The organism is Methanococcoides orientis, from assembly GCF_021184045.1.
Classification (GTDB): Archaea; Halobacteriota; Methanosarcinia; order Methanosarcinales; family Methanosarcinaceae; genus Methanococcoides; species Methanococcoides orientis.
Genome location: NZ_CP073710.1, coordinates 2314641 through 2328346, shown reverse-complemented (window position 1 = coordinate 2328346; position 13706 = coordinate 2314641). Strand labels below are relative to the sequence as shown.

Annotated in this window: 9 protein-coding genes; 5 read left to right on the top strand and 4 right to left on the bottom strand. The window is 37.4% G+C overall.

Annotation, left to right across the window (positions count from 1 at the left end):
- Positions 1-44: 44 nt before the first annotated feature.
- Positions 45-1022: a DNA repair and recombination protein RadA gene (gene radA / locus J7W08_RS11325; RefSeq protein WP_233084545.1), complete on the bottom strand. Its 978-nt coding sequence runs from the start codon at positions 1020-1022 to the stop codon at positions 45-47.
- 367 nt (positions 1023-1389) lie between these two features.
- Here radA and J7W08_RS11320 point away from each other — a divergent pair, with 367 nt between their 5' ends.
- The 3 genes from J7W08_RS11320 (at position 1390) to J7W08_RS11310 (ending at position 3402) form a co-directional block, all read left to right on the top strand.
- On the top strand, positions 1390-1965 hold the full coding sequence (locus J7W08_RS11320) for a serine O-acetyltransferase (protein ID WP_233084544.1): 576 nt from the start codon (positions 1390-1392) through the stop codon (positions 1963-1965).
- Positions 1966-2041: 76 nt separating this feature from the next.
- On the top strand, positions 2042-2512 hold the full coding sequence (locus tag J7W08_RS11315; protein WP_233084543.1) for a phosphopantetheine adenylyltransferase: 471 nt from the start codon (positions 2042-2044) through the stop codon (positions 2510-2512).
- Positions 2513-2880: 368 nt separating this feature from the next.
- A complete protein-coding gene (locus J7W08_RS11310) occupies positions 2881-3402 on the top strand; it encodes an acyltransferase (RefSeq protein ID WP_233084542.1) in 522 nt (173 codons plus the stop codon).
- A gap of 248 nt (positions 3403-3650) precedes the next feature.
- On the opposite strand, the gene J7W08_RS11305 is transcribed toward J7W08_RS11310, so the two are convergent.
- Entirely contained in the window at positions 3651-6629 is a 2979-nt protein-coding gene (locus J7W08_RS11305; RefSeq protein WP_233084541.1) for a sugar-binding protein, read from the bottom strand.
- A gap of 1042 nt (positions 6630-7671) precedes the next feature.
- On the opposite strand from J7W08_RS11305, the gene J7W08_RS11300 reads away from it, so the two are divergent.
- Both J7W08_RS11300 and J7W08_RS11295 read left to right on the top strand, forming a co-directional pair.
- Positions 7672-8688: a polysaccharide deacetylase family protein gene (locus tag J7W08_RS11300; protein ID WP_310742498.1), complete on the top strand. Its 1017-nt coding sequence runs from the start codon at positions 7672-7674 to the stop codon at positions 8686-8688.
- Positions 8689-8727: 39 nt separating this feature from the next.
- Positions 8728-9906 carry a carboxylate--amine ligase gene (locus tag J7W08_RS11295; protein WP_233084539.1) on the top strand — a complete coding sequence of 393 codons (1179 nt, stop codon included), beginning with the start codon at positions 8728-8730 and terminating at the stop codon, positions 9904-9906.
- 925 nt (positions 9907-10831) lie between these two features.
- Here the strand turns inward: J7W08_RS11295 and J7W08_RS11290 are convergent.
- Positions 10832-12295, bottom strand: a complete 1464-nt coding sequence (locus J7W08_RS11290) for a flippase (protein ID WP_233084538.1) — start codon at positions 12293-12295, stop codon at positions 10832-10834.
- Between the two features lie 90 nt (positions 12296-12385).
- Positions 12386-13450, bottom strand: coding sequence for a non-hydrolyzing UDP-N-acetylglucosamine 2-epimerase (wecB, locus tag J7W08_RS11285; RefSeq protein WP_233084537.1), 1065 nt, complete (start codon positions 13448-13450; stop codon positions 12386-12388).
- Positions 13451-13706 lie beyond the last annotated feature (256 nt).

Here is a 13706-nt window from a genome sequence, read left to right as displayed (position 1 = left end):
GAGCTTAAATTCAACTTAAGTTCCAGTTGCAATTTCAGTTCATCTCAAGCGTCACTGAGCCCGTCCGTGGTGATGGACATGATAGCTTCCCCATCCGGAAGGTTGGGTGAGTCCACCAGCTTGACGATCCTCTTGTCCCCTTTGGACTTCCTGATGTACAACCTGAAGGTGGCTGTGTGACCCAGGATGTGACCGCCGATCGGTTTGGTAGGGTCCCCAAAGAATGCATCCGGCTTGGACATGACCTGGTTGGTAACTACCACGCAGGAGTTGAATAGATCACCAAAACGCTGGATGTCGTGAAGATGCTTGTTAAGCTTCTGCTGCCTGTCGGCAAGCGTACCCCTGCCAATATACTCAGCCCTGAAGTGGGCCGTGAGGGAATCCACGATCAAAAGGCGGACAGGCATCTCGGAATCCTTAAGCTCATTTGCAAGCTCGGAAGCTGAGTCCACAAGAAGTATCTGGTGATTGGAATTGTAAGCACGTGCCACATGGATGTTCTTAAGGAACTCCTCAGGATCATACTCCACGCCGTGTTTCTCGGAAAGTCCCTTGACCATCTGTGCGATCCTCTCAGGCCTGAAGGTGTTCTCGGTATCGATGATCACAACAGAACCGCCCAGTCCACCCTGCTCTGGAGGCAACTGCACGTTAACAGCCAGCTGATGGGCGACCTGGGTCTTACCACAGCCGAACTCGCCGTACATCTCTGTGATGGACTGGCTCTCAATGCCACCGCCCATCATCTCGTCAAACTCCTCACAACCGGTGGTGAGCTTGCCCACAAGTTTCCTGCGCTCAAGCACAGTGTCACCGGTCTCAAAACCCCCGATATCCGCAGCCTGCCTGGCAGCATTGATGATCTTAGCCGCAGTGGACTCGCCGATCTCCGCACTGTTGGCAAGCTCCGCAGGGGATGCCACAGCAATGGCCTCGACCGTGTTAAAACCGGCGTCCTTAAGTTTCTGCGCCGTCGCCGGCCCCACATGATCAAGATCTTCCAATAAAACTTCACTCATTTTGATAGCTCCTTATGGTGCACAGTTTTTCTCGTAGCGTGCACATTCGTTCTTCTTTATCTCCGCGGAGTATTTAAGCATGAGCTAAGCGGTGTGAAAGTATTCGCCATGGCCAATGATCACATGCCTATTTTTTCCACAAGGACCATAAACAAAGAAGTAGACATATTCATATATTTGAATGAGTAACGGCGTTAACTTGATATTCAGCATAAATATAATATGTCTTAGTTTGGTTCGCATTCTAACAAATGCAAATAAAAGTAAGAATATACAGATTTATTTGGAATGTTATACTTTGGATCCAGAGTTCCAGTTCAGTAATTTGGGGAAACGAAATCGAGGACGCTCAAATAAGGTGATTGCAATGATCAGATCAAAGCAGCATTATACATTTTATTTAGAAGCAGACAGGGTGGCCATAGGGAAAAAAGGAAAAAACCCATTTTTTGGCGATAAAATATGGAAATTTGAGAGACTGCTAAGGAAAGTAGAATACTACCACAACTGTAAAAGATCGATATTTTGGAAACCTTATATCCTATATTTAAAATGGAGATATCACTCAATGGGTGTAAAATTAGGATTTACCATACCTAAAAATGTTTTTGGCCCGGGTTTAAGTATTGCTCATATCGGCACCATAGTCGTTAATGGGAACGCTAAGGTCGGAGCTAATTGCAGACTACATACCTGTGTAACCATTGGAACTAAAGCCGGACATTCTGGCCTGGCACCTAAGATCGGAAATAATGTTTATATCGGCCCAGGTGCCAAGTTATTTGGCGATATAAAAATTGCCGATGGGATCGCAATTGGAGCAAATTCTGTCGTAAACAGATCATTTATGGAAAGCAACATTTCAATTGCAGGTGTTCCAGCCAAAAAAATAAGCGACAAAGGTTCCGAAGATCTATTGGTAAAAGCAACAGAAACGTTATGATTGACTAGTCGAACTTCGTAGACAGCCCTAAACCAACACAAAGACTTATGTTACACAAAACCCATTTCAGAAAACAATGGGAAGAACAGCGGTTGGAGGAACTTTCGAACAACTCCACGACGGACACAGACAACTGATAATAAAAGCCTTCGAGACAGCCGGAGACGAAATCCTGGACATCGGCCTCACATCCAACGGCATGGCCGGAGAAAAGAACCGTGACATTCCCGACTACCCAACACGCGAGAAGAATCTCACCGATTTTATCAAAGAGCTCGGCATCCCGGAAGAACGCTATCATATCCGGATGCTCACCACGCCCTACGGAACCACCCTGGAAGACGACTACGATGCGATCGTGGTCTCCCCCGAAACCTACCCCGTAGCCCTGAAGATCAACGAACTTAGAAAGAAATCCGGCAAGCCTGAGATCAAGATCGTCAGAATAGAATACGTCATGGCCGATGATGATATTCCTATTTCTTCTACAAGGATCGTACATGGGGAGATCGATGTGCATGGTCATTTGAAAGGGTCACAGCATTAATCTGAATGATAAAATTTTGATGTCATCATAGTACTTTTCTATACTCACAGTCAAGGAAGAGTATCTTAGAAATAGTGCTCTAAACAGTTGTAACGTGCTATGGAGATATATCAAAAAACAAACCAATTAGCTTAAATAATTATATCTACAAGATAATTATGGGGTTTAACAAGTCAACTTTAAATTGACCAAAACAATGAAGGATAAATAATGATCTTTCATCAGTATTGCAACTGTATCACATCTCACCTCCTACTTAGATTATTATATCAACAAATAATTGAAATCTCCCGCATTCCACTCCCAAGTTCCAAGGATTCACTTGTGTAAAGTTAAGATGAACAACATATTTTGAACTGGTAATGACAATGATATCTAACAGAGATCAAGTAACTTATGGGGAAGTAGCTGGATATTACCATCAGAATAAAATTTTGTTTGGACTTAAATATTTTAAAAACTGGTTTTTAGAACAACTTGCATCAAGTTGTCCCGTCCCTTCTTGGAGAGCGAAATTGCATAGAATGCGGGGCGTAAATATTGCAAATAATGTATACGTCGGCTATAATGTAGTTTTTGATAGACTTCATCCAGAATTAATTACAATAGAAGAGTATGCTGAAATTGGTGATCGCAGTATATTATCTGCCCACTCACGAGGCAGTTTAACTACAAGAGATGCATACCCAAGAACCACAGCACCCATAAAAATCGGACGTGGTGTTTGTATTAATCCGGGGTGCATAATCACTCAAGGAGTTACAATTGGAGAAAATTCCATAATAGGAACTGGATCTGTGGTTAGTCGTGATATTTCTCCAAATTGTGTTGCTTTGGGTTTTCCGGTTCGAGTTATCAAAAAATTGATTGTTGAAGATAATTCGAAATGATACTATTCTATAATATTATCACCCACCAGTGGAATTCTTCACAAATATGGGCCACATTGTCTTAAATTGTGTATTCTATATTAGCGAGTATCTCAAACCAACATACGACAGTCAAACTTGGGATAAGTTAAGATGTTACTACCCCTAAATAGTTACATCTAAATAAAAATAAAGATGTGTAGGGAAATCTCAGCTTTTAAATATGCAGATGTAAAAAGAGAAGAAAAACGAGATGCAGAATCTGCATCTCACTGTATCTCGAAGTAAGTTTCACCGAAGTAATGTGCTACAATGGTGAGATCCTGAATGTTCACTTCATTATCCCCATTTACATCCCAGCTTGGGTGAGGTTTGGCAGTACCGAGGTTCTGAGCCACAATAGTGACATCCAGAATATTCACTACACCATCCTTGTTCACATCCCAGCGTGGGTGCATCTTGATCACAGTGAGCACGTGTTGGGCTTTCACCTGATCAGTTCCATCACTTACAACTGCTTCGATGGTATAAGTACCTAAATCGGGTTTCCATGCATAACTGGAAGTTGTACTGACAACATGGCCATCTATCTTCAGAAGATAGTTCAATTCCTGTCCATCTGCATCAGAGGCAGAGACTACAATATTGATCACATCTCCTACCTCAAAGACCGCATCATTAGCTGGTGAGAGTGCAGTGATCACTGGAAGGTTATTGACCAGAGGATCATTGTTTACCGCATTCACAGTAATGATCATGGCTTCTGAATCAGTAAGTTCGCCATCGGTAACTTCGAACACCAGACCATAGTCACCTGTCGGAACATCGGAAGGAGTCCAGCTGAATACACCTGAAATAGCATCAAATGATGCACCGCTTGGAAGGCCGCTGACCGAATAGGTGAGGAGGTGATCTTCAGCATCCGATGCACTGACAGTAAAGCTTACAGTGTTTCCTTCATCCACTACCCTGTCATCAATAGGGGTCATGACGGGTACTGTGTTGCTTGTAGCTGCAATGGTTGCATCCCCCCAGAGATCAGGAACAGAATAGGAGCTGGTCAGATCGCACCAATTAAGGAGATATACAGTACCTGTATTATCCTGATCATTTACTGCAAGGAACAGACCACTGATATCGCTTGAAGGTTGTCCACCGATGTCACTCCAAGGAATTGCAACCTCCACGATGTAGCCGGTATCCGCACTGGCATCGTTCTTGGTACCCTGCAAATTCACACTATTGAGAATATTACTTGTGTAACTGTAGTCCTTTCCAGTACCGGTGCCCACATCATCCACTACTGCACCATTCAGGTTTATGATAAAGTGATAGTCATCTGCCTGCATTGCAGATCCAGCGTTGTGTAAAGTGTCAAGATATATCTCAACACTATCATCCAGATGAAGACCGCTGGTCTCGGTCAGACCATCTGCCTGAAGGTTGGAGTCTGTCACATCATATGAAATGTAAAGGTACGTGCTATCATACATTGCTTTTACTGTTGCAGTATTGTCGGAAACACCGGAAATCGTAGTCCCTGCGACGTATTGCCAGTCAGTAAGATCACCGTCGATAGTAGCTGTGCCACTTACGATGTCCAGATTTACGTTGCCAATGTCCGATGGAGTGTCACGTACTGTTACAAGAACAGCGTCCGTGTCAACCTCACCGTCACCATCTGCCACCGTAAGTGTTACTGTATAGGTTCCAGCTGAACTATAGGAGTGCTGAACAACGACACCAGTGGCATCCTGTTGGATTCCATTAGAATTATCGTAATCCCACTTATAGGATGCAATACCAACATCGTCTGTTGATGCAGATCCATCCAGAGTCACGGTCTCACCAACAGAAACTGTGCGGTCAGGACCAGCGGAAGCGGTAGGCTTCACGGAAGTAGTGGGTTTTTCAGGTATTGTTGGGTCATCAGGAATTGTAGTTTGGGTGGAATCATGAATGTCATGTGCACCCTCAGCCACATTGTTATAGTTACCTAATTCGTTGTCATAGATGTTGTTATAGTCTGAAATGATGGTATGCTTGGAGTCTTCGACATTATTGATACCATACCCGGCGCTTTGGTAGATTTTCATACCACTAATAATATTATTTCTTGCAGTGATAGTAAACCCTGTTGTGTAGGTAGGATTAATAGTAGAGTATCGCCTTGTTGAGATACCGTCACCTTCACAATTTACAATGGTATTGTACTCGATGAGAACATCATCAATTCCGTGAATATTTATACCGCCAGCACGACCATCATCACCCTCTGTATTGGATATCAGATTATGATGGATATAATTGCCAGTCGTTTCAGGTTTATCAACAATATGGTCACCATCTACTGACGCCATGAGGACAATACCATATTCCCTTACACCAGATATCGTATTATATCTTATCTCATTGTCAGATAACCCAATGTTAGACCCGTCATTATCGTATATGAGATAAATAGCAGAGTCACCCTGATTATTTGAAGTGAATGTATTGTTTTCAATCAATGAACCTGAACACTCATCCAGGCGAATACCGGCATTTGCAGCCACATATCCAAATTCATTATCATGGATCCAGACCCTATTTTCACCCGTTGAACCGGCACGTAACACATACACGGCACTATGCCCAGATCTGCCGAAATAATTATCATATATGTTTAAATTTGGATATTTTTCTCTAGAATGTACAACTTTGATAAAATCCCCAATACCAGTAGTGAATGATAGATCATGAAATGTCAAATCTTTTCCACGCATTTCGATGGTAGGGTATGTATCCTTATCAGAAGATGCTATATTTCCCTGGTTCCACCTGTCTGCATCAATTACGAGGTTCGACAAAGTAACATTAGAAGAACTCTTATAGCCACGACCACTAATTGCAGTTGCACCAGAAATCATCTGCCAGTCAGAACGTGGAGGAATAAAGTTGGATACAAGTTTGACCGTTGTACCCATATCCCCTGTGAGAATTGTATTGTCTGGAATTTCGATTGTCCCAGCAATAATATAATCATTTGCTCCACCATCATCCAGTAGATAAACAGTGTTATAATCTGCATTATCCCTTACATACTGAAGGGCAGCATTGATCTCAACTTCATCTTTTATGCCATCACAGTTATAGTCACCACTGCCATCTGTGGAAACATATACGATTGGAGCAGTACTACCAAAAGCAGTTGGAAGGGCTATTAATGAAATGAATGAGAACATTAATAATAATTTTAGTTTCTTCATAGTAATCACAAATTTTTACTTGTAAAACATTTATGCTGTATTATTATATTTCAATTCGATATTAGTAATTGGGAGTTCAGGGCTATTATTACATATAAATGTTATGAATTATATCCCCTACCAAAAACTTTGGATATAATAAACCAAAGTTGTCTTTCTTCGCCATCACAGTCAGCATATAACGGTTTTGACGTCCACCCATATGAACATTGCGTATACATTCGTTTCCTTTTGCGCGTACATAATCCAAATATGTGGCCATAAACGCCACCATAAATCTGAGATTCAATCGGAAAAAACATAGAATATCGCCATTGATGCGATAGCAAAATAAGCAGATAGAAACAAATTGAAAACTAAAATACAAATAAATATAGTTGCGTTTTTATAAATGGGCACATATGCCAATCGAGACAACTATATACCTCGGGATGAATGCTAATATATGTAACATTCGATATTGAGGAACAAGTAGAGCTCTAATCGAAGCAATGGCTTGTGGGAAGCCTGATGGAAGTCAAATTATATGTCGGAAGAAGTATTACTACCAAAAAAGATATTTGAAATGCCATAAAATGAGTACAGAATTTTCATCGCCTCGACGGAAGACAAGAGTAACACCAGCAACATACAAATTTAATAAGTTATCAGAATTTTTGTTTCTTCTATACTAAGTTCAAAAGGAAGAGAACCAATTTGCTTAAATATTTTTATAGCTTATATTATAAAGGGTTTAAGGGTAAGTCTGATCAAGATAGAGAAGACATGCCCGGTAGTGGCATAGGTCATTGTAGAGAAGAGCGTAGCCAAAAAAAATATGTGTTGTACGCTAGAGGGTTGTTTGAAGAGCATGAGCAGCACTTTACAGTATAATTTAGTGCAGGTTTGAGAAGATCAGACTCTCGTAGTAGATTATAGAAACGTGATATCGTCTGATAAATGTACTGATGAGAGGTCAGTTTGTCGAGAGATTATAAGGAGAGGATGTTAGCAAGACATCCAATGAGAATATATGATACCTGATAGTACATTAATCGAAAAATTGAAAGAAAAAAAAGAACTATGGGATCTTTTTACAAAAAGGGAGGAATACAACCCCCACATATTAGACAAATACAGTAGATTCCCCCATTATTTAAGCAATAACCGAAATGTCTTTGAACCTAAGGTTTCAAAATATCTGGTAGAAAATGGCTTTAAACCAGAATATCCAGATGGGAAAAAATTTGCAGTCTGTCTGACACACGATATTGACGCAATTAAACAGAGATATTTAAGTTATGCACTCAATTCCGTGAAATCTTGCATTAAAGGTGACATTAAAGGTGCAATAAAATATCCCACCTATGCAATAGACAAAAAAAAACACCCATACTGGAACTTCCGTGAAACGATAAAACTGGAAGAAAAGTATGGTGCCACATCAAGTTTCTACTTCCTTGCACTGGATCCAGGAGAACGGGATTACAACTACGACCTACAATACATCAAAGACGAGATCAGATTCATAGATGCCAGAGGATGGGAAGTAGGGCTCCATGGTGGACACAGGTCATACAATAATTACGAAGACCTCCTTAAAAAGAAAAATAAGCTTGAATCCTTTCTTGGGAAAAAAGTTATCGGATATCGAAACCATTTCTTAAGATTCAAAACTCCTGAAACCTGGGAGTTGCTAAGTAAAGCAGGTTTAAAATATGATGCAACATTCGGATACAACGACTGTGCAGGTTTTAGAAATGGAATGTGTCACCCATTCAGGCCAATAAATCTGAAAACAGGAAAAGAGATAGACATAGTCGAAATTCCCCTAACAATCATGGACTGCACACTTCTCAGAGATTATATGAGATTAGACTTTAAAAGTTCCTGGAATCTTACAAAACAGCTTATTGACACTGTTGCAAAGTATAATGGAGTTATCACAATACTATGGCACAACACATACATGCTAGATGAATATTTGGAATTCTATGAGAAAATATTGAAGTACTGTTATGAGAAAGATGCTTGGATGACAAGTGGGAAAGAAATTTGTGAATGGACGAATAAGTTATAATTACATAACATATTATATCAAATTGGAGGGGGACTTGCCTTGAAAATCGACAACTGTGCTCTAGTTTTGGGAGGATATGTCAACGGATACTCAATAATACATGAATTGCATGAAAAGGATGTAGAGCATATAATCCTTTTTGATGTGACAAAGAAAGTTGGAGCATATAGTAATAAAATTAAAAGATTTGTATTGATTGATAAAACACCTGAGAGTCTATCCCAAGAAATAAAAAAACTACACCAAGATTATGAAAAAATTGTGGTATACCCAACAAATGACCTAGAGTTGGAGTATTTGCACAAGATATATTATGAAATCAAATCATTCTGTTTTTTGCCTTTCAATTATGAAAATATATTAGAATCTTCTGATAAATATGTTCAATATTCATACTGTGAAAAACTTGGAGTTCCATATCCAAAAACATTAACCATAGAAACTATTGAAGATATAGATAAAATATCATCAGTACAATATCCAGTACTAATAAAGCCTAATAAAAGAGAAGATCTAAAAGTTCAAGTTTTTAGGAATTTAGAATTAAATGATCAAAATGATCTTGAAAATAATAGAGAAAAATTACAGAATTATCTAAAGATGGGAATTGTATTTTTGGCATCGGAAGTAATACCCGGAAATGGATCAAATATCTATGCATATGTAGGATATCGAAGTCAAAGTGGAAAAATATTAAATGAATGGACCGGCAAAAAGCTATCCCAGTATCCAGATGATTTTGGGGTCTTTTCAAGCGCTTCCAATGAAGCCCCAGGAGAGGTATTGAATTTAGGAAGAATATTATTAGATGGGATGGACATAAAAGGAATAGCAGAACCTGAATTTAAGTATGATCACAGGGATGATAAATATAAATTAATGGAAATAAACCTTCGCTCAATGATGTGGCATAGAGTTGGGAACATCTCAGGAGTAAATCTACAATATACTCAATACTTAGACGCAATTGGAAAAGAAGTACCAAAACAAAATCAAATAAAAGACAAAGACATCCATTTTGTTTATTTGAAGCATGAAGTAATAAATACACTTGCAAGAAGAGGATACTACCGTATATTTTTAAACAACGTATTTAAATCCAACAAAACTTATTTTGCACTATATGATATAAGAGACATTAAACCATTTCTAATTGATTGTAAAGATATAATTAAAAGTCTTGTAAGCATATGTTTAAAAGCATTAAAAGTTACATAATGTTGATTATAAAGAGAGTATTGTTGAAAAGAAAAGGATAAATCATCTACAATAATTGTACATTTTATGGTGTTGAATTTTCAGGATTAGCTGTAATTGAACCATACTGCAGACTCAATGGTAATCCCATAATTTTTATTGGAAATAACTTTTATATGAAAGCTTTTTGTCATTTTTCGACAACATTAAGATTGGTGACAATGCCCAAATTTGAGCAAATGTACGATTCTCAAAGGTGTGAACATTGGCCCTATTGCAGTTGATTCTTTAGGGTATGTAGTTACAATAAATGTACCCATATATGGAATTGCTGTCGAAATCCTGTTAAAATAATTAGATATAGAATTTAAATGTGGGGTTTTGTTTTGTTGCAATATTATTATTTAAATTCGTAGACATTTAACTCCAATAGTATAATAAAGCACAATTTACCAACCAGATTTAGCTGAATACACACCATTTTTTGATTATTTTTGCAAAACTCGACTAATATATAGAAGGAAAACTTTTTGTGACGAAAAATCAGCATCTACTATAACATATCGCCTATTATTACAGAGGAATCTTAGTATGATCATCAAAATTATAAATATTATGGTTTGCAGAATAATTTTGACGCCGAAAACGATTCTTACATATTCCAATTTCAATCCCATTTAATGTTTGGAGATATCAACCAGAAGACTAAACCAAGTAAGGCCACCCAATATTTTCCCATTATGTTTTCAGGTCACATACCCCCACTGGAAAATGAACTGGACAAGGGACGTAAAAATCAATTATTAAATTTCTTCGGAAGACAACATAAGTAATTACATTTTTAAATCTAATGTATCGTATTTGTCTCATGAACCTCCGAAATGATTCACAAATAGTAAACTCTGTAATAAACATATTATAATTAATTTTTAAAAGTGCGGTTTGATTATTTTAACATTTTCTTCACATTAATTAATATTTTTTTTGCCTGGTTTAATTCATATTGATTGAAACTTTTGATAGAATACATCACAAAGAAATAAATTATTACCCCAATTATTGTTTCTGACAAAATTAACAAATAGTTTGTTGATTCATAAGATGAAACAAAAACATACATTATCAAAGATGATAGTATGCATTTTGCTATAAAAATAAAATTCAAACTAAATTTAATATGTTTGAATGTTACATAAATACAGATAATCACCATCACAATAAATGATATCATCGTGGATATGGCTGCACCTAAAATACCAATTTTAGGTATTAATATTAAATTTAAAATAATATTGAAAGTTGCAGCTATGAGATAAATGTATAAGTTAAACTTTGTATCTTTCACAAGATGTGTTATATTAATCAATATCTGAAATACACCAGCTAATACTCCAGAAAGAGCAATAAATGGTATAACAATACTTCCTGATACAAAATCAGAATTGGTCAAAATTTCCAATAAAGGTTTTCCCAAAGCTGTCAAACCAAAAACCGCCGGAATTGCAATCATCAAAAAATATTTCATCGAATATGACAAATATAATTTAACCTGATCTTCTTTTCCCTCATCGTAAAGTTTGGACAATTCAGGATATAAAATAACCTGAATTGGAGAGATGAATAAGTGGATCAACCAACCTATCGAATAGGCTGCAGAATAAATACCTACACTTCCAAGGCCAAGAAAATAAGTTACCATATATTTGTCACTTGAATCCGTGATCCATCTTATCAGAGAATTTGGTGTCAGTGGCAAAGAGAATCGTAAATATTCTCTTATGTAAATGAACTTTGGAAAGATGAAACCAATTTGTGAGATGATCCCATACATTGAAACAATGAAAAGAATAAATTGAATTATTAAAAAAGCTAGAATTAAACCAAATAAACCAAATCCTGCCCATAAAAATAACATTGCAAGAATCAATGTTCCCAAACTTTTAAAAATGGAAAAGTAAGAAAATATATTAATTTGCCTAAACACACGGAAATAAAAAAGAGTGATCATATTAGTAGCATTGAAAAAGATGAGAAATGATGCTATCCTGAGAAAATAAGAAGCATTTTGATCCTGGAAAAAGATAGAAGCCAGTAAATCTGCTGAAAAAAACAAGATCGATGAAAAAAGAAGACTTGAGCAAACTATGAAAATCAAAATCGAATATAAGCCTTCTTTGATTATTTCCTTATCAGTTACAGAAGAAAAAAAGCGCATGAATCCCATAGAAAGCCCCATCATAGCAAGAGGCGTCAACAGGCCAATGGTCACATGTATCTGGGCCCACATTCCATAATAATACGTACCAAGAGATTTAGTGATGATAGGCAAAAGTAAAAAGGCGCCAAGACTTGTAATTACCTGAGTAATACCTATAAGACCTACATCTTTGATGAATTTAGTTTTTGACATTAGATACCCGATTAAATCAAGATATAATTTTGAAAACTTAATAGTAAATAAATAATTATTAAAGATATACTTAAATTCTTGAAGATATACTTAAATTCTTGAAGATATAATTTTATATATCATCTCACAAGCATCTCCGAATCCAAACATATTTCCTTTCATACCTGTACCTTCAAATCCATTAATAGCATCAATGATCAAACCGCAATCTGCTCCAACCAACACATTCCACCCATCGTCCACTGTTTCCACCCACTCGGTGTTATTGCGCATCGTAATACAGGGAACACCAAGCACATAAGCCTCTTTCTGTACGCCCCCAGAATCGGTAAGAATCTTCCTAGAACTAGACATGAGCTTTAACATATCAAGATAACCGAGAGGAGATATGACATTTACATTTTCACGCAGCTTATCCCAAAGCCCATACTGTTGGAGACATTTCTTAGTCCTTGGATGTACAGGGAATAAAATATTAGCATCCACACTACAAAAAGCTTTCACAATGGATGATAGATTTTCAATGTCATCTGTATTTGAAGCACGATGTATAGTTGCAACCATAAAATCCTGATGAGAAAGGTTCAAATCATCAAGTATCGTGGACTTTTCCTCTGCTACCTTTATGTTGTAATGCAGTGCATCCATCATCACATCACCAACATTGTGAACACCATCAGTAATACCTTCGTTTTCAAGATTTGTTACTGCTGTTCTTGTAGGACAGAACAATAGATTTGAAATATGGTCTGTAACTATGCGATTGATCTCTTCAGGCATAGTCCTGTCAAATGATCGGAGACCAGCCTCAACATGAGCTACATGAATCTGAAGCTTGGAAGCTGCAAGAGAACCTGCAATAGTAGAATTTGTATCACCATATACCAATACTATATCAGGCTCTTCATTAATGAGAAGTTTCTCGATCTCCATCAACATTTTACCTGTTTGTTCACCTTGTGTAGCGGAACCAATACCAAGATTGTAATCCGGTTCCGGAATTCCCAGTTCTTTGAAGAAAATATCAGACATTTTTGGATCATAGTGTTGTCCTGTATGGACAAGTATCTCTTCATGTGATTCTCTTAGTTTACGGGAAAGTGGAGCACATTTTATAAATTGTGGCCGAGCACCGATAACTGATAGTATTTTCATGACAAAACCTCGTACTGATAAGAATAATTTTTAAAAATAATATGCAGATTTATTTTTACAATTGTGACAGTATTCCACTTTCCTTAACATCCTTTCAAATTTTCATACTTTATCACCAAAAAAGGGTTTTTTATTTTTCTCCAAGGGCTATCTTATCTGCTTCTAAATTGTACTCATAATGCTGTTTTGTTTTAATCATTACAACCACCATTATTTGAAAGGCTTCTGAATCGTGATCTAAACTTGCTTATCAATA

Bases quoted from the DNA above. Each gene is read 5' to 3' on its own strand.
- radA (WP_233084545.1), bottom strand. From the start codon at position 1,022: ATGAGTGAAGTTTTATTGGAAGATCTTGATCATGTGGGGCCGGCGACG.
- wecB (WP_233084537.1), bottom strand. From the start codon at position 13,450: ATGAAAATACTATCAGTTATCGGTGCTCGGCCACAATTTATAAAATGT.
- J7W08_RS11320 (WP_233084544.1), top strand. From the start codon at position 1,390: ATGATCAGATCAAAGCAGCATTATACATTTTATTTAGAAGCAGACAGG.
- J7W08_RS11305 (WP_233084541.1), bottom strand. From the start codon at position 6,629: ATGAAGAAACTAAAATTATTATTAATGTTCTCATTCATTTCATTAATA.
- J7W08_RS11315 (WP_233084543.1), top strand. From the start codon at position 2,042: ATGGGAAGAACAGCGGTTGGAGGAACTTTCGAACAACTCCACGACGGA.
- J7W08_RS11310 (WP_233084542.1), top strand. From the start codon at position 2,881: ATGATATCTAACAGAGATCAAGTAACTTATGGGGAAGTAGCTGGATAT.
- J7W08_RS11290 (WP_233084538.1), bottom strand. From the start codon at position 12,295: ATGTCAAAAACTAAATTCATCAAAGATGTAGGTCTTATAGGTATTACT.